This window comes from Terrabacter ginsenosidimutans (genome assembly GCF_039539425.1).
GTDB classification, from domain to species: Bacteria; Actinomycetota; Actinomycetes; order Actinomycetales; family Dermatophilaceae; genus Terrabacter; species Terrabacter ginsenosidimutans.
In genome coordinates this window covers 521402-537839 of the sequence record NZ_BAABDC010000003.1, presented here as the reverse complement: position 1 = coordinate 537839, position 16438 = coordinate 521402, and the positions used below count along the sequence as shown (strand labels likewise).

The window sequence follows — 16438 nt, the reverse complement described above, 5'->3', positions numbered from 1 at the left end:
GAACGTCACCTGAGGTCTGGCGATTTTTGGGGCGGCGCCCCCTAGGGTGTGCAACGTGAGCGACCGGACCCTCCACTCCGTCGACTCCCCACAGGTCATCGTCGTCACCGGCGTCATGGCAGCGGGCAAGTCGACCGTCTCCCAGCTCCTCGCGGAGCGCTTCACGCGTGCGGTGCACCTGCGCGGCGACGAGTTCCGTCGCGTCGTGGTGCGCGGCCGCGTCGACATGTCGCCGCACGGCGACCCCGAGGCCGAGCGCCAGCTCGCCCTGCGCCACCGCATCACCGCGCGCACCGCCGACACGTACGCCGACGCCGGGTTCACCGTCGTCGTGCAGGACCTCTTCGTCGGTGCGAGCCTCACGCGGTTCCTCGAGCAGGTGACGACCCGGCCCCTCAGCCTCGTCATGCTCGCACCCGACGTCAGCACCGTCATGCAGCGCGAGTCCGAGCGGGTCAAGGTCGGCTACGGCGAGCTCTGGTCGATCCGCGACTTCGACCACACGATGCGCACCGAGACGCCGCACATCGGGCTGTGGCTCGACAGCTCGCAGCAGACGCCCGACGAGACCGTCGAGGAGATCGTCGCGCGCCTCGCCGAGGCACGGATCGCGTAGATGTCGACGCTCACCATCGGCCAGGTCGCCGAGCGCACCGGCGCGGCGACCTCGGCGCTGCGCTACTGGGAGGACCTCGGTCTCATCCACTCGGTCCGCACTGCCGGCAACCAGCGTCGCTACGAGCGGGCCATCATCCGCCGGGTCTCCTTCATCCGAGCCGCACAGCGGATCGGGCTGTCCCTGGACGAGATCGGCGCTGCCCTCGCGACGCTCCCGGAGGGGCGCACCCCGACCGCCGCGGACTGGGCGCGGCTCTCACGCGGGTGGCGACCCCGACTCGACGAGCAGATCCGGCGCATCGAACGACTGCGTGACCAGCTCGACTCGTGCATCGGCTGCGGGTGCCTCAGCCTGCGCACCTGCGCGCTCAACAACCCGTCCGACGTGCTGGCCGACCGTGGCCCCGGGCCCGTCCTCCTCGAGCCCTGACGCCGGCCTGCGCAGACCGAGGGCGTATGCCGTCCGCCGCGGATCCGGGGCACCATCGACGACGGTCCCGGGTTAGCCCGTTGTTACTGGGAGTTGGGATCGTCGGGTCGTGACCGGACCGTCCGGTCCGCACCCGAACGGAGCCCTGCATGCGCACGCCGCCGCTCGGTGGGTCCGGGGCCGCGCAGGACCATGCTGCCGGCACCGGAACCGCCACCTCGCCACCCGTGCCGGGAGCCGGCCCGACTCCGGCTGACGCCAGGTCCGTGACCTGGCTGGCGGACGCCCTGCGCGGCGCCGGCCTCGTCGTGCACGAGACCGCCGCTTGGATGTCGCGAGCCCGTCCCGGCGAGTTCGAGCCCTCAGGGGTGCTGCTCCACCACACGGCCACGTTCGCCACGACGGACGACCCCCACCCCTCGCTCGACACGCTCGTCGACGGGGAGCCCGGTCGGGTCGGGCCGCTCTGCCACGTCCTCGTCGACCGCAACGCAGAGTGCTGGGTCGTCGCCGCCGGTCGCGCGAGCCACGCGGGCTGGGCCGCCCCCAGCGGTCCGATGCCCGAGGGTGACGGCGACACGGTCTACATCGGCATCGAGGTCGAGTACGCAGCGACGGGGCACGACCCGACGCAGTACGCGACCAACGCGCAGAAGTCCAGGGCGATCGTCGCCGCCGCCGCGATCGTCGCCCGGCTCGGTCGGGACCAGCGGCACGTGCGCGCCCACAAGGAGACCGACCCGACCGGCTCCACAGACCCCTACAGCTGGGACATGGTCTCGATCCGCGACTCGGTGCGCCAGGCGCTGGAGCGCACCGGCTGGTAGGCGCCCGCGCGTCACCTCGCACACGGCACGACGCAGCGCCCGCCCCTGCTCGAGGGCGGGCGCTGCGTCGTGATGGTGCGGTCGTGGTGGTGCGGTCGCGCTGCGCCGTCGACCGAGGTCAGTCGCGAATGTTGTTCGCGCGACGGGCGAGGTAGCCCGAGTAGGAGCTGAGGTTGGCGATGCGGTGGTTCATGTCGCTCGTGGTGTTGGACTCCTCGTAGAGCCAGAACTGGGTGTGGTCGGTGTTGGCCCACTTCTGGAAGAGGACGGTGTGGTTGCCCGGGTCGACGAGGAAGTCGCCCGCCTTGAGGTTGGCCCGCGAGATGCCGAAGCTGTACTCGGAGGTCGCGAGGGCGTTCGTGTTCGGGGCGCTGAGCCCGGTGGGACCGAGCTTGAGGGCCATCGAGACGAAGCCGGAGCAGTCACGCCGCCAGCTGTAGACGCCGTCGGGACCCGTGGCCGTGCCGGTCTGGCTGTACTGGACGTTGCGGTCCATCCAGTTCTGGGCCCGCGCGATGACGTCGGCCCTGCTGATGGGGTCGTTGGGCGCGGCACTGGCCGGCGCGGCGGGGACGGCGGTGACGGCGACGGCGATCAACGTCGTGGCCAGGGTCGATCGGAGCATGGTGCGGCGGGACATCGTCGACATTTCTTTTCTCCTTCTCGGGTGCCGTCGCGAGCCTTTCCCACGATGCGGCGTGAAATGTTCTGGTGATGCCGAACCTGCCATTAGCGACTAACAACCCGGTAATCCCGAGAATGGCGCGGGAAAAGCCGTGATCGGGCTGCGCAAAAGGAGGTCGGCACGATGGCGTATGCCGCCGGGCGGGCTCGCCGTGCACGAGCCAACCCAGCGGCATACGCCGTCGAACGCATCCCCGCGGGACCCCTGAGCCCGCGGGAGCACCGTTCAGCAGTTGGTGCGGGTGAAGTAGTCGGTCGTGTAGTAGGCCACCCACGTGCTCGTGCCGAACTTGATGCTGACCGGGCTGCCGTCGGCGCGCTGCTCGTAGTGCAGGTGGGACGTGGCCTGGCCACCGGACTTGCCGACCGTGCCGATCGTCGTCGTGTCGGCGACGTTCTGTCCGACGCTGACGTTGATGGAGTTGAGGTGGGCGTAGAGCGTGCTCCAGCCGTTGCCGTGGTCGATGATGATGCGGTTGCCGTAGCCGCTGCCCACGTTGCCGGCGGCGGAGACGCGGCCGTCGGCGCTCGCCTTGACGGCCTTGCCGAGGTCGAAGTCGCCGGATCCCTGGTTGAAGTCGATGGCTCGGTCCGGGTTGTGACCCTGCCAGGTCTGGCCGCGCCACTCCTGCTGGCAGGTGAAGGGCACCTTGAGCAGCGGGCGGCTGCCGGCTGCGTCGGCGTTGACGGCGTTGACGGCCGTGCCCGCACCGACCGCGGCGAGCGTGGCGACGGCGACGGCGGTGCGCTTCATCCGAGTGGACATGTTCATAGGACTGGCTCCTTCATTTCGTGGCGTTCCGATGGCTGTTTCGCAATGACTCGTCTGCGATGACTCATCCGCGAGGACGAGGCCTGCGTGGCGCGAGGTGACGCGTGTCCCCTCACTGCCAGAGACGCTTCGTGATGACCGCGTCGTGGCTTGGAATGAATGTCCCCAGCACCGCTAACAATTCGTTAACCCATTTCCTCCGGCGGTGTCGTCCGTCGATTCCTGATGCCGTTCCCGGACCCCTGCGGAGCACCGCGGGACCGGGGCGCCCATGGCCGGGGACCGCCGCGTCACCGCGTGGTGCGCGCTCGCGCCCGAGGTCGGGTTCAATGGCCCTGTGCAGTTCCGGGTGCTCGGGCCGGTGGAGGCCCTCGACGACGACGGCGCCCCCATTCGGCTGGGCAGCGGCCGCGAGCGCCTCGTGCTCGCCCTCCTGCTCGTGGGCGCCGACCGGCTGGTGCCCACCGAGCAGCTCATCGACTCCTTGTGGAACGACCCACCGCCGACGGCCCGCCAGCAGCTCCAGAACCTCATCGCGGGCCTGCGACGCCGACTGGCGGCCCACGACCCGACCCTCGTCACGACCCGGCCGTTCGGCTACGAGCTGCGCATGACGCGCCACCGGCTGGACCTCGCCGACTTCCGCAGCCTCTGCACGCAGGCCCGGGCACAGCGCGCCGCCGGAGACGAGGACACGGCCCGCACCGCCGCCCGCGCCGTGGAACTCTGGCGTGGCGCGCCCCTCAGCGACGCCGCCCCCGCCAGCTCCGACACCGGAACGGAGGCTCTGATCCAGGGACTGTCCGAGGAACGGATCGCCGCCGTCGAGCTGCTCCTGGAGTCGCTCGCCTCCGGCGGGCACCACGAGGAGGTGCTGAGCGCCGCCTCACAGCACCTGCAGGCCGACCCGTGGAACGAGAGGCTCCACGAGCACCACATCCGGGCGCTCGCGGCGACCGGACGCCGCCAGGAGGCCAGTGACACCTACCGCCAGGTCCGCCGCCAGTTCCTCGACGAGCTCGGCGTCGAGCCCGGCCGTTCCCTGCGCGAGCTCAACACCCAGATCCTCGGCGGTTCGCCCCTCGCGCCCGCCCGACCGCGACCGCGGATCGTCCCGCGCGAGCTGCCCGCGATGACGTGGACCCTCGTCGGACGCGACGCGATCCTCGACTCCGTCACGACGCAGCTCACCCCGTGCCGCGAGGAGGCGCCCACGTCGGGTCCGCCGTCGATCGTCGTCCTCGCAGGCGTGGGCGGGGTCGGCAAGACGGCGCTGGCTGTCGCAGCAGCCCACCAGCTCGCCGACGCCTTCCCCGACGGCACGCTGCACGCCTCGCTCGGTGCGGGGCCCTCGGGCGTCGCCGACGGGCACGAGGTGCTCGGCCGCTTCCTCCGGGCCCTCGGCGTCGAGCACGCAGCGATCCCGGCCGACCCCGACGAGCGGGTCGCGCTCTACCGCAGCACGGTCGACCGCAAGCGCGTGCTCGTCGTGCTCGACGACGCCTCGAGCGAGGCCCAGGTGCGCAGGCTCCTGCCGACCTCGCCCGGGTCGGCGGCCGTGGTCACCTCCCGCAGCAAGCTGGCCGGGCTGCCGGGCGTGCACCGGCACACGATCCCCCCGCTGCTGCCCGAGGACGCGACGTCGATGCTCGCGGAGCTGTCCGGGACGCAGCACGACGACCTCGGGGTCCTCGCGCAGATCGGCACGCTGTGCGGGCACCTGCCGCTCGCGCTGTGCGTGGCGGCCGCGAAGCTCGCGACCAACGAGCACCTCCTGCTGGAGGACCTGCGGGACCGGCTCAGCGACGAGCACGCCCGGCTCGACGAGCTGTCGGTGGGTGACATCGACGTGCGCGCAAGCATCACGACGTCGGTCACGGACCTCTCCCCCGCCGCCGGCGTCCTCTTCCGGCGGCTGGCGCTGGCCCCGTCCGGCGACTGGCCCGGGTGGGTGGCCGCCCTGCTGCTCGGCGGGGGCCCGACGACGTCCGGCTCTGCGTCCGGCGTCCAGGGGCACGATGCGTCACGTCCGGGCGGGGCTCGCCAGGGCGCCGACGCCCGCGCCCTCGACGAGCTCATCGACCGGCACCTCGTCGAGCCGACCGGACGCGACACTGCCGGGCAGCCACGCTTCCGCGTGCACAGCCTCGTCCTGGAGCTCGCCGGCGAGGCCATGGAGGACGCCGAGCCGTCGACGGACGCCGACGCCCTCGCCATCGAGCTGGCGCGCCGGTGGCTCGGCCTGGCCGACATCGCCGACGCCCGGCTGGACCCCGGGGGCGACCCGGTGGACAACGGCGCCGAGGCGGGCGCCGCGGCGGGTCCCGCGGCGAGGGCGGCGTCCACGGTCCCGGCCGACTGGTTCGAGTCCGAGCGGCTCAACCTCGTCGGCGCCGTCCACGCCGCCGTCGCTCGCGACGACCGCGAGCTGGCGGCGCGCCTCGCCCTGTCGATCCGCACGTTCCTCACGATCCGGGCCTACGACGACGAGCGCGAGCGGGTGCTCCGGATCGCGCTCGACGACTACCCGGACGACGCTGACCAGCGGCTCGCGGCGCAGCTGCTCGCCGCCCTCTTCGGCGTCCTGGCCCAGGGGCACCGCCACGACGAGCTGACCGACGTCGCGAGCCGCTTCCTCGACGCGGCCCGACGCGTCGGCGACGCCCCGCTCGAGCAGCGGGCACTCTCGCAGCTCGGCTGGGCCGCCATGGTGCGACGCGACTTCGCGGCATCGCTGGGGTGGTACGAGCAGGCGGCGGAGCTGGCGGTGGCCCGTGACGACCGTGCGGCGCGCACCACGGCTGACGCCCACCGCGGCGTGCTCCTGCGCAACATGGGCCGCCCCGGCGAGGGTGACCCGCTCCTCGCCGCCATGGTCACCGAGTCGCGCCGGCAGGGCTCGCGACGCGCGACGTGCATCTGGCTCGTCACGCGCGCAGAGGGTCTCATCGACCTCGACCGGTTCGCGGAGGCCGAGGTCCTGCTCACCGAGGCCCTCACGCTCGCCCGGGAGGTGCGCGACGACCTGGGCGAGGCACACTGCCAGCTGACGCTCGCCCGGACCCATCTCGGCCACGACGACCTCGTCGGGGCCGACGCCGCGTACGAGGCCGCCCGTGCCGGGCTCGACGCGCACTCGCGTTCGGGAGAGGACCCCGACGGCCTGCGTCTGCGTGTCGACCTCGACACGGCCGCTGGACGTTGGGGTGAGGCCCACACGCGGGCGCGGCGCCTCGTCGCCGCGCGACGTGCGGCGGGCGACGATCTGGAGCTGGCCTGCGACCTGGCCCGAGAGGCCGCGTGCGTGGAGCATCTCGGCCTCGACGCCGGCTCGGCAGAGGCTGCCAGCCGTCCGGGCCATGGCAACCCCGCCGCCGCCGAGTGCCGTGCGATCCTCGGGCGCCTCGACCTGCCGCTGGGCGCCCTTCGCCTGCCGCCCCACCTCCGGCAGTGACGCACGGCCGTTGTTAGCCGTTTGTTGGCGCACCCTCCGTAAGGTCCGTGTCACCAGGAAAGGCCCTCACTGGACGGGCCTCGCGAAGCAGGGGAGTCACCATCATGAAGCTTGTCGCTCGTCTCGCCGCCACCATCATCGTCACCGGCCTGTTCGGCACGTCGGGTGCGGCCGGCAACGCCCAGGCCGCACCACCGACCTGGTGCGCCTTCCAGAGCGTCGACGGCTCCTGCCACCCGACGCCCACCGCCTGAGCCTGCTCGCTCCCGGAGACGTCGCTGCCTCGCCGACCCGCTGGTCGGCGCGGCAGTGGCGTTCGCGCGGGTTGTCCGCGCCTGGACGTCAGTCCGTGGCGGAGCCGTCCGCAGGGACCACGCCGTCGGGCGCGGGCACCCCGGGTCCCCCGGCCGGGCCGGGTGCGCCGGCCCCGACCCCAGCCATCTCGGGTATGCCGTCCGGCACGCTGGGCGCGCCAGCAGCGCCGGCCGAGTCGTCGAGGTCGGCTGCAGCACCTGCGAACTGCGCGGCATACAGGGTCGCGTAGGCGCCGCCGGTCGCGAGCAGCTCGGTGTGCGAACCCTTCTCGACGATGCGGCCGTCCTCCATGACGAGAATGAGGTCGGCGTCGCGGATGGTCGAGAGACGGTGCGCGATGACGAAGCTCGTGCGGTCCGACCGCAGCGCGGCCATGGCGTGCTGGACGAGCAGCTCGGTGCGCGTGTCGACCGAGCTCGTCGCCTCATCGAGGATGAGCAGTGCCGGGTCGGACAGGAACGCGCGGGCGATCGTGACGAGCTGCTTCTCACCGGCCGAGATGTTGGACGCCTCGTCGTCGAGCACCGTGTCGTAGCCGTCGGGCAGCGAGTGCACGAAGCGGTCGACGTAGGTGGCCTTCGCCGCTGCGATGACCTCCTCGTCGCTGGCCCCCGGGCGGCCGTAGGCGATGTTGTCGCGGATCGTGCCTCCGAAGAGCCACGTGTCCTGGAGCACCATTCCGATGCGCGAGCGCAGGTCGTGGCGCGTCAGGTCCCGGATGTCGATGCCGTCGAGCGTGATGCGGCCACCGTCGAGCTCGTAGAACCGCATGATGAGGTTGACGAGCGTCGTCTTGCCGGCGCCGGTCGGACCGACGATCGCGACGGTCTGCCCGGGCCGAACCGACAGGTCCAGGTCCTCGATGAGCGGCTTGTCGGGCGTGTACGAGAAGGACACGTCCTCGAACGCGACAGCGCCGTGCGGGTCGACGATGCGTGCCGGCTCGGCGACGTCGGCCTGCTGCTCCGAGGCGTCGAGCACCTCGAAGACCCGCTCGGCCGAGGCCACGCCCGACTGGAGCACGTTGGCCATCGAGGCGACCTGGGTGAGCGGCTGGGTGAACTGGCGGGAGTACTGGATGAACGCCTGCACGTCACCGAGGCTCATCGTGCCGCTGGCGACCCGCAGGCCACCGACGACGGCGATGGCGACGTAGTTGAGGTTCCCGACGAACATCATGACCGGCATGATGATGCCGCTGATGAACTGCGCCCCGAACGCGGCGTCGAAGAGCTCGTCGTTCTTCACCTTGAAGTTGGCGGCGGTCTCCTTCTGGCGGCCGTAGACCTTGACGAGCCCGTGGCCGGTGAAGGTCTCCTCGACGATGCCGTTGAGCTCGCCCGTGTTGCGCCACTGCTGCACGAACAGCTTCTGCGAGCGCTTGGCGATGACGGTCGTGACGACGATCGAGATGGGGATGCTGACGAGCGCGATGAGCGCGAGGGTCCACGAGATCCAGAACATGATGCCGAGCACCGCGATGACCGTCAGCAGCGAGTTGAGCAGCTGCGAGAGCGTCTGCTGCAGCGACTGGCCGACGTTGTCGATGTCGTTGGTGACGCGGCTGAGGATCTCACCGCGCGGCTGGTTGTCGAAGTAGGGCAGCGGCAGCCGGTTGAGCTTGGCCTCGACCTCCTGGCGCAGGTCGTACATCGTCTGCTGCAGCACCCCCTGCAGGATCCAGCCCTGGACCCACATGAGCAGTGAGGCGGCGACGAAGAGCGCCATGACGAGCAGCAGCACGCGTCCGACGGCGTCGAAGTCGATCCCCTGCCCCGGCACGAAGTCCACGTTGCTCAGCAGGTCGGCGAACCCGTCCTGGCCCTTGGCCCGCAGCCCCTCGACCACCTGCTCCTTGCTCACGCCCGCCGGCAGCTGAGCGCCGATGGCCCCGGCGAAGAGCAGGTCGGTGGCGCGGCCGAGGATCTTGGGACCGATCGAGCTGAGCGCGACGCTGACGACGGCGAAGACGAGCACGACGGCGACCTTGACGCGGTGCGGCCGGAGTCGGCCGAGCAGGCGCTTGGCCGACGGGCCGAAGTTCAGCGACTTCTCGGCCGGCTGGCCCATCGTCATGTGTGGCGGGCCGCCGCGGCGGGCCGGACCGCGCCGGGCCTCGGCGGCCTTCTCCTCCGTGGTCTTGACTCCCTCGGACATCAGGCCGCCACCTCCGCGCTGCGCTGGGACTCGACGATCTCCTGGTAGGTCGTGCAGGTGTCGAGAAGCTCTTCGTGAGTGCCCTGGCCGACGATGCGGCCGTCCTCGAGCACGATGACGTGGTCTGCGTCGACGATCGTGGACACGCGCTGGGCCACGATGACGACCGTGCTGTTCGCCGTGGCCGGGCGCAGGGCCCGGCGCAGCCGCGCGTCGGTCGACAGGTCGAGCGCCGAGAACGAGTCGTCGAACAGGTAGATCTCGGGCCGCTTGACGATGGCCCGGGCGATGGCGAGGCGCTGCCGCTGGCCGCCGGAGACGTTGGTGCCACCCTGGGCGATCGGCGACTCGAGGCCACCCATCGTCTGGACGAACTCCTCGGCCTGGGCGATGCGCAGGGCGTCCCAGAGCTCGGCGTCGGTGGCCTCCGGGTTGCCGTAGCGCAGGTTGCTCGCGACGGTGCCGCTGAAGAGGTAGGGCTTCTGCGGCACGAGGCCGATCCTGCTCCACAGGTCGTCGAGCACGAGGTCGCGCACGTCGATCCCGCCGACGGCGACGACGCCGCGCGAGGCGTCGAAGAGCCGCGGCACGAGCCCGAGGAGCGTCGTCTTGCCCGCACCGGTCGAGCCGATGATCGCGGTCATGCGTCCCGGCGCGGCCGTGAAGGTCACGTCGTGCAGCACCGCGGCCTCCGCCCCGGGGTAGTGGAAGTCGACCGCAGTGAAGGACAGCCCGTCGGCGCCGACCGGCAGCTTCACCGGGTTCGAGGTCTCGACGACGGTCGACTCCGTGTCGAGCACCTCCTCGAGGCGCCCGGCCGAGACCGACGCGCGGGGGATCATCGTCGCCATGAAGGTGGCCATCATGACGGCCATGAGGATCTGCACGAGGTAGGACAGGAACGCCGTCAGCTCGCCGATCTGCATGTCGCCGGAGGCGATCCGGTGGCCGCCGAACCACATCACGGCCACCGTCGAGAGGTTGAAGATGAGCATGACGATCGGGAAGACGAGGGCCATCAGCCGTCCGACCTGCAGGCCGGCGTTGGTGAGCCGCCCGTTGGCCTCGGCGAAGCGGGCCTCCTCGTGCGCCTCGCGCACGAACGCACGCACGACCCGGATGCCGGTGATCTGCTCGCGCATGACCCGGTTGACCCCGTCGAGCGAGGTCTGCATGCGGCCGAACCACGGCACCATGCGCGAGATGACGAGTCCGACGCAGAGGCCGAGCAGCGGCACGGCGACCGCGACGAGCCAGGACAGCCCGACGTCCTCGCGCAGCGCCATGATGATGCCGCCGACCATCATGATCGGCGTCGTCACGAGCAGCGCGAAGGCCATGAACGCCACCATCTGCACCTGCGTGACGTCGTTGGTGTTGCGCGAGATGAGGGTCGGGGCCCCGAAGCGGGTCACCTCCTGCGCCGAGAAGCCGACGACGGTTCCGAAGACGTTGCCGCGGATGTCTCGTCCCATCGCCATGGCCACCTTGGCGGCGAGGTAGGTCGCTGCGACCGAGGCGACGATCTGGACGAGGCTGACGGCGAGCATGATGGCGCCGTGGCTGATGATGAAGGAGGTGTCGCCCTTGGCGACGCCCTGGTCGATGATCTGCCCGTTGAGGCTGGGCAGGTAGAGCGAGGCCATCGTGCTGACGAACTGGGCCAGCACGATGAGCACGATCTGGCCCTGGTAGGGACGCAGATGGGTGCGGAGCAGACGCATCAGCATGCGGGCGCCTTTCGTCGGGTGAACGGAGGTGAGGCTACGGACTCACGCGAGGTGAGGGTCAAGTGGTTTGTCATGTCGTGCCACCGTCCGGCGTGCGGCGGACGAGCCCGAAGAGCACGGTGTCGACGATCTCCTCGGGGGTCAGCGTCTTGCCGTCGGCGATGCCGGGGTGGCTGCCCGAGAACGTGAGCAGCCGGATGCGGTGGACGACGTCGGCGCCGGGGACGACGAGGTGGTCCTCGTCGTGGACGAGCAGCTCGTGGATCGCCTCGAGCAGGGGCTGGTGCGCGGCCACGTGCTCCTCCTCGTCGGCGTGCCCACGAAGGTGCCGCCCCGCGTCGTAGCAGGCCTGGTGCGGCCCGCGGTTGGGCGGTTGGGTGAGTCCGAGGGCGCCCATGAGCCCGAAGACCTCGGTGAAGCGCATCTGCATGATGCGGGTGAAGTCGACCAGCCGGTCGCGCAGGGAGCCCTCCGGGTCGATGGCGGCGATGCGCCGTCGCACCGGGGCGGGGCAGAACGCCGCCTGCACGGCCTCCTGCTCGAGGACCTCCTTGGTCGGGAAGACGCGGAAGATCGTGCCCTCGGCCACGCCCGCCTCCTGGGCGATCTCGCTCGTGGTCGGGTTGCGGCCCTCGCGGTGCGCGAGCCGGACGAACACCTCGATGAGGGCGTCGCGCCGGTCGTCGGGGTCCATCGGGGCCGCCCTGCGCTGGGCGGGTCGGGCGGATCCCTCAACTCGTGTCGACACCGCACCATTCTGAATGAGTGAGCACTCACTCACAAGCGGTTTGACGAAGGTTCAGACGAGCAGGCCGTCGGCGACGAGGTCGCGCAGCTGCGGCAGCGTCTCGGCACGCACCTGCTCGGGCTCGAGGGCGAGCACCTCGGCGATGGCGTCGAGCGCAGCCCGCGCGGTCAGCTCCCCGTCTGCGACGCCGAGGTATGCCGCGAGCAGCGTCCCGGCGCGCACGACGCGTCCCAGCCCACCACCCTGACGGACGAGGATGACGCTGGGGTCCTCGGCGCCCGGCCGGCCGTGCCGCTCCTCCGTGACGTCGGGCGCGCACGACCACGCGACGTCGAGGACGTCGTCGTCGGAGTGCTCGGCCAGCCACGTCCGGGCGCGCAGTCCCGCGTCGATCGCCGGTCCCATCGGCGCCGAGACCGGACCGTGGGCCTCGTCGAGGGAACGCCACGTCGGACGGTCGGTCGCCGGGCGCTGCAGGGTGACGACACCGAACCCGACCCGCTCGACGTCACGCGAGGCGAAGTCCCGCAGCCACGCGGCATACATCTGCGAGTGCGCCTCGCTGCCGGGCAGGGCGCCGCCGTCGCGGGCCCAGAGCTCGGCGTACTCGGCCGGGTCCTGCGACTCGCGCTGGACGACCCAGGCGTCGAGGGCGATGCCGTCACGGGCCTGCTCCTCGAGCCAGTCGCCCCAGACGTCGCGCCACGTGCGCCCGGCCGGGACCTCCCAGTTGCCGAGGAACTGCGCGATGCCGCCGGGCTCGAGCACCGTGCCGACCTGACGGACGAGCGACCGGACGAGGGCGTCTCCGGCGCGGCCGCCGTCGCGGTACTCGTAGAGCGGGAGAGCCTCGTCACGCGGCGTGATGACAAAGGGCGGGTTGCTCACGACGAGCGAGAAACGCTGCCCGGCAACAGGATCCAGCAGGTCGCCGGCCAGCAGCTCGAACGGCGGCACGGCGCCGGAGTGTTCGGAGGCGGCGAGCGCGACGTTGAACGCGGCATACGCCAGCGCTCGTTCGGAGATGTCCGTGGCGACGATGGCGCGGGCGTGGCCCGTCAGGTGCAGGGCCTGCACGCCGCAGCCCGTGCCGAGGTCGAGCGCGCGCTCGACGGGTCGTCGCACCGTCCACGACGCGAGCGTCGTCGAGGCGCCGCCGATGCCGAGCACGTGGTCGCGACGCAGCGGTCCGCCGACCACCAGCTCGGAGAGGTCGGAGGCCACCCACCAGTCGTGGGCGTCGTCGCCGTAGGGGCGCAGGTCGCACGTCGCTGCGACCTCGCGCTCGGGCGGGGTCGACCGTCCGGCGGCGACGCCGGCGCGACCGCCGCCGACCCGGACGAGACCGAGCGCGACGGCTCCCTCGACCCCCAGGGTCGGCAGCGCCGAGGCCAGGGCGGACGCGGGGACGGGACGGCCGAGCGTGAACAGGCGGATGAGCACCCCGCACGCGTCGTCCGCAGCCGTGTCAGCCGTGTCAGACGTGTCAGACGTGTCGGACGTGTCTCGGGTCCCGGACCGCTCGGTGGCGAGCAGCGCGGGCAGCGGCTGCTCCCGGTGGAGCGCGGCGGAGGCGACGGGACCCAGCCGGTCGGCGACGCCGTGAACGGTGAAGCGGGCCGCCGTGAGGTCCGCGCGGAGCAGCGCGACCAGGTCCTCGTCGACGACCGGGGTGTCGCTCAGGACCCCGCGCCCGTTGCGTTCGGCCCGGCCTCGCTCGCGGCGAGCGCGGCGTCGAGGGTCGGGTGGATCTCGAAGACCTTGTCGAGGCCGGTGATGGCAAAGACCTTGAGCACGCGGTCGTCGGTGCCGACGAGCCGCATCGCGCCGCCACGCGTGCGCGTCAGCTTGAGCCGCCCGACGAGCACCCCGAGGCCCGTCGAGTCGAGGAACGTCACGTCCGTGAGGTCCACGACGAGCTGGGTGCGGCCGGCCTGGATCTGCTCATCGAGCTTCTCGCGCACGAGCGGCGCGGTGTACACGTCGATCTCGCCGCCGAGGTGCACCACGGTCTGGGTGCCATGGTCGGCTCTGGTGATCGAGAGATCCACCTGTGCCCCTTCCTGTGCCACACGCCAAAAAGCTTCCGGTTGCCTCGGTCGAGGATGCTGCCGCGCCACGGGCCGGTCGACTCCTGACGAGACCTGAGGGGGTTCTCGCCAGTCACGTTCCCCTGGTTGACCGACTGCGCGGTAACCTGCCCCGCACGACGGTTACCGTACCCCGACGGCATACGGTTGCTCCACATGAACGGGGAGCCAGCGCCCATGGGACCCGTGCCGGAGGACCTCCTGCGCACGCTCGTCGGCGACCACCCCGAGCGTCTCGTGCACGTGCACGAGGTGCCGGCGCGGCAGGCCGTCCACGCGGACTGGCCGGAGTGGGTCGACCCGACGCTCCTCGGGGCCCTGCTCGCGTCGGGCATCGAGGCGCCGTGGTCGCACCAGGTCGAGGTCGCGCAGGCCGCCCACGCGGGACGGCACGTCGTCGTCAGCACGGGGACGGCGTCGGGCAAGAGCCTCGGCTACCACCTGCCCATGCTCAGCGACCTCGTGTCGGGAGCGAGCGCCCCGAGCGGCCGCGGCGCGACGGCCCTCTACCTCTCCCCCACCAAGGCCCTCGCGGCCGACCAGCTGAGCCGCATCGACCGGCTCGCGCTGCCGTCGGTGCGCCCGGCGACCTACGACGGGGACACCCCCACCGACGAGCGCCGCTGGATCCGCGACCACGCCAACCTCGTGCTGACCAACCCGGACCTGCTGCACCACTCGCTCCTGCCCGGACACGAGCGGTGGAGCTCGTTCCTGCGGGCGCTGCGCTACGTCGTCGTCGACGAGTGCCACGTCTACAAGGGCGTCTTCGGCGCCCACATGGCCGCGGTCCTGCGCCGCCTGCGGCGAGTGGCCGCGCGCTACCGCGCCGAGCCGACCTTCGTCTTCGCGTCCGCGACGGTCGCCGACCCTGAGGAGCACGCCTCGCGGCTCCTCGGTATGCCGGTGACCCCGGTGACGCGCGACGGGTCACCTCGTGCGTCGATGACCTTCGCCCTCTGGGAGCCGCCGCTGCTCGTCGGCGAGAACGGGCAGCCGCAGCGGGTCAGCACCATCACCGAGACCGGTGAGCTGCTGGCCGGGTGCGTGCGCGAGCACGTGCAGACCGTCGCCTTCGCCCGGTCCCGGGCCGGCGTCGAGGTGGTGGCCCGCATCGCCAAGGAGCGGGTCTCCGTCACCGACGAGGGGCGCGTCGCTGCCTACCGGGGCGGGTTCCTGCCCGAGGAGCGCCGCGAGCTCGAGCGGTCGCTGCGCTCCAAGGAGCTGCTCGGCCTCGCCGCGACGAACGCCCTCGAGCTCGGTGTCGACGTCAGCGGGCTCGACGCCGTGCTGCTCGCGGGCTGGCCCGGCACGCTGTCGTCGCTGTGGCAGCAGGCCGGGCGGGCCGGCCGGTCCGGGGAGCGGTCGCTCGCGGTGCTCGTCGCCGCCGACGACCCGCTCGACACGTTCGTCGTGCACCACCCCGAGGCCATCTTCGGCCGCGGCATCGAGGCGACCGTCGTCGACCCCGACAACCCGCACGTGCTCGCCCCCCACCTCGCCGCGGCGGCGGCCGAGCTGCCGGTCACCGAGGCCGACATCGAGATCTTCGGCCCGCAGACGCGGGTGCTGCTCGACGCCCTCGTGGCCCGCGGCATCCTCAAGAAGCGGCCCCGCGGCTGGTTCTGGGGGCGGGAGGACCGTCCCGCCGACCACCTCTCGCTGCGCGGCGCGGGCGAGCCCGTGCGCATCATCGAGACCCGGACCGGTCGGGTCGTCGGCACCGTCGACGACGCCGCCGCGCACTCTCAGGCGCACACCGGGGCGGTGCACCTGCACCAGGGCCAGACGTGGGTCATCACCGAGCTCGACCTCGACGACCACGCCGCCTTCGCCGTGCGCGGCGACCCCGGCTGGACGACCCAGGCGCAGTCGGTCAGCGACTTCCAGATCGTCCACGAGGTCGAGCACGAGGAGTGGGGCGCCCTCCGCTGCTCGTTCGGCCACGTCAGCGTGCGCCACCAGGTCACCTCGTTCCTGCGCCGGCTCCCGGGCGGCGAGGTGCTCGGGGAGCACCCGCTCGAGCTGCCGCCACGCACGCTCGCGACCAAGGCCGTGTGGTGGACGATGCCCGTCGCGGAGCTCGCCGCCGTCGGGGTCGCGGAGGACGGCATACCCGGAGCGGCGCACGCCGCCGAGCACGCGGCGATCGGCATGCTGCCCCTCTTCGCGACCGCTGACCGCTGGGATATCGGGGGTGTCTCCACGGCGCTGCACCCGGACACGGGGCTGCCGACGATCCTCATCTACGACGGACACCCCGGCGGTGCCGGCTTCGCCGAACGTGGCTACCGGCGAATCCGACCGTGGCTCAGCGCAACCCGCGAGGCCATCGCGTCGTGCGAGTGCGCCAGCGGCTGCCCGTCGTGCATCCAGTCGCCGAAGTGCGGCAACGGCAACGAGCCCCTCGACAAGCGTGGAGCGGTCGCGCTGCTCGACCTCGCACTGCGCGCGGCCGGCCCGGCCGGGCCCACAGGTCCCGCGACGCCCTGACCCTGACGGCCGCGCCGTGCGGCGCCCCGGGGCGCCGCCCACACTCTGAGACATAATGTCGAGTTATTTGACCGGTAACGTCGCGCTATTCGAAACTCCCATGCAACGGATAGGGAAAGG

At 72.0% G+C, this 16438-nt stretch carries 13 protein-coding genes; 6 read left to right on the top strand and 7 right to left on the bottom strand.

Translation table 11 applies throughout. The features are described 5' to 3' along the window. The first annotated feature begins 55 nt into the window (after window positions 1-55). The 3 genes from ABD831_RS12760 to ABD831_RS12750 all read left to right on the top strand — a co-directional run bounded on the left by ABD831_RS12760 (window position 56) and on the right by ABD831_RS12750 (window position 1875). Complete coding sequence (locus tag ABD831_RS12760) at window positions 56-616, top strand: AAA family ATPase (protein ID WP_344946860.1); 561 nt, start codon at window positions 56-58, stop codon at window positions 614-616. Next, window positions 617-1048, top strand: coding sequence for a redox-sensitive transcriptional activator SoxR (soxR, locus tag ABD831_RS12755; RefSeq protein ID WP_142179120.1), 432 nt, complete (start codon window positions 617-619; stop codon window positions 1046-1048). It begins immediately after the preceding gene. A 149-nt stretch (window positions 1049-1197) separates the two neighbouring features. Further along, window positions 1198-1875, top strand: a complete 678-nt coding sequence (locus ABD831_RS12750) for a peptidoglycan recognition protein family protein (protein WP_344946851.1) — start codon at window positions 1198-1200, stop codon at window positions 1873-1875. A 118-nt stretch (window positions 1876-1993) separates the two neighbouring features. On the opposite strand, the gene ABD831_RS12745 is transcribed toward ABD831_RS12750, so the two are convergent. Both ABD831_RS12745 and ABD831_RS12740 read right to left on the bottom strand, forming a co-directional pair. Next, on the bottom strand, window positions 1994-2524 hold the full coding sequence (locus ABD831_RS12745; RefSeq protein ID WP_344946848.1) for an NlpC/P60 family protein: 531 nt from the start codon (window positions 2522-2524) through the stop codon (window positions 1994-1996). Between the two features lie 261 nt (window positions 2525-2785). After that, a complete protein-coding gene (locus ABD831_RS12740) occupies window positions 2786-3331 on the bottom strand; it encodes a peptidoglycan DD-metalloendopeptidase family protein (protein ID WP_185744785.1) in 546 nt (181 codons plus the stop codon). 271 nt (window positions 3332-3602) lie between these two features. Between ABD831_RS12740 and ABD831_RS12735 the strand changes: the two genes are divergently transcribed. Then, a complete protein-coding gene (locus tag ABD831_RS12735) occupies window positions 3603-6785 on the top strand; it encodes an AfsR/SARP family transcriptional regulator (protein ID WP_344946843.1) in 3183 nt (1060 codons plus the stop codon). 104 nt (window positions 6786-6889) lie between these two features. Beyond that, complete coding sequence (locus ABD831_RS12730; protein WP_344946840.1) at window positions 6890-7039, top strand: hypothetical protein; 150 nt, start codon at window positions 6890-6892, stop codon at window positions 7037-7039. Window positions 7040-7127: 88 nt separating this feature from the next. On the opposite strand, the gene ABD831_RS12725 is transcribed toward ABD831_RS12730, so the two are convergent. From ABD831_RS12725 to ABD831_RS12705, 5 genes are all read right to left on the bottom strand, one after another. Further along, the gene (locus tag ABD831_RS12725) at window positions 7128-9257 is read right to left on the bottom strand and encodes an ABC transporter ATP-binding protein (RefSeq protein ID WP_344946837.1); all 2130 of its coding nucleotides are present in this window, start codon (window positions 9255-9257) and stop codon (window positions 7128-7130) included. Beyond that, window positions 9257-10987 (bottom strand): ABC transporter ATP-binding protein, encoded by a 1731-nt coding sequence (locus ABD831_RS12720; protein WP_344946834.1) that lies wholly within the window; start codon window positions 10985-10987, stop codon window positions 9257-9259. The genes ABD831_RS12725 and ABD831_RS12720 overlap by 1 nt, the downstream gene beginning before the upstream one ends. 70 nt (window positions 10988-11057) lie before the next feature. After that, window positions 11058-11735, bottom strand: a complete 678-nt coding sequence (locus tag ABD831_RS12715; protein ID WP_344946831.1) for a TetR/AcrR family transcriptional regulator — start codon at window positions 11733-11735, stop codon at window positions 11058-11060. 51 nt (window positions 11736-11786) lie between these two features. Beyond that, complete coding sequence (locus ABD831_RS12710) at window positions 11787-13418, bottom strand: DUF7059 domain-containing protein (RefSeq protein WP_425582820.1); 1632 nt, start codon at window positions 13416-13418, stop codon at window positions 11787-11789. Next, window positions 13415-13786 carry an anti-sigma factor antagonist gene (locus ABD831_RS12705; RefSeq protein WP_344946825.1) on the bottom strand — a complete coding sequence of 124 codons (372 nt, stop codon included), beginning with the start codon at window positions 13784-13786 and terminating at the stop codon, window positions 13415-13417. Before ABD831_RS12705 ends, ABD831_RS12710 begins: the two co-directional genes overlap by 4 nt. A 195-nt stretch (window positions 13787-13981) precedes the next feature. On the opposite strand from ABD831_RS12705, the gene ABD831_RS12700 reads away from it, so the two are divergent. Then, window positions 13982-16318: a DEAD/DEAH box helicase gene (locus ABD831_RS12700; protein WP_425582817.1), complete on the top strand. Its 2337-nt coding sequence runs from the start codon at window positions 13982-13984 to the stop codon at window positions 16316-16318. Window positions 16319-16438: the final 120 nt, after the last annotated feature.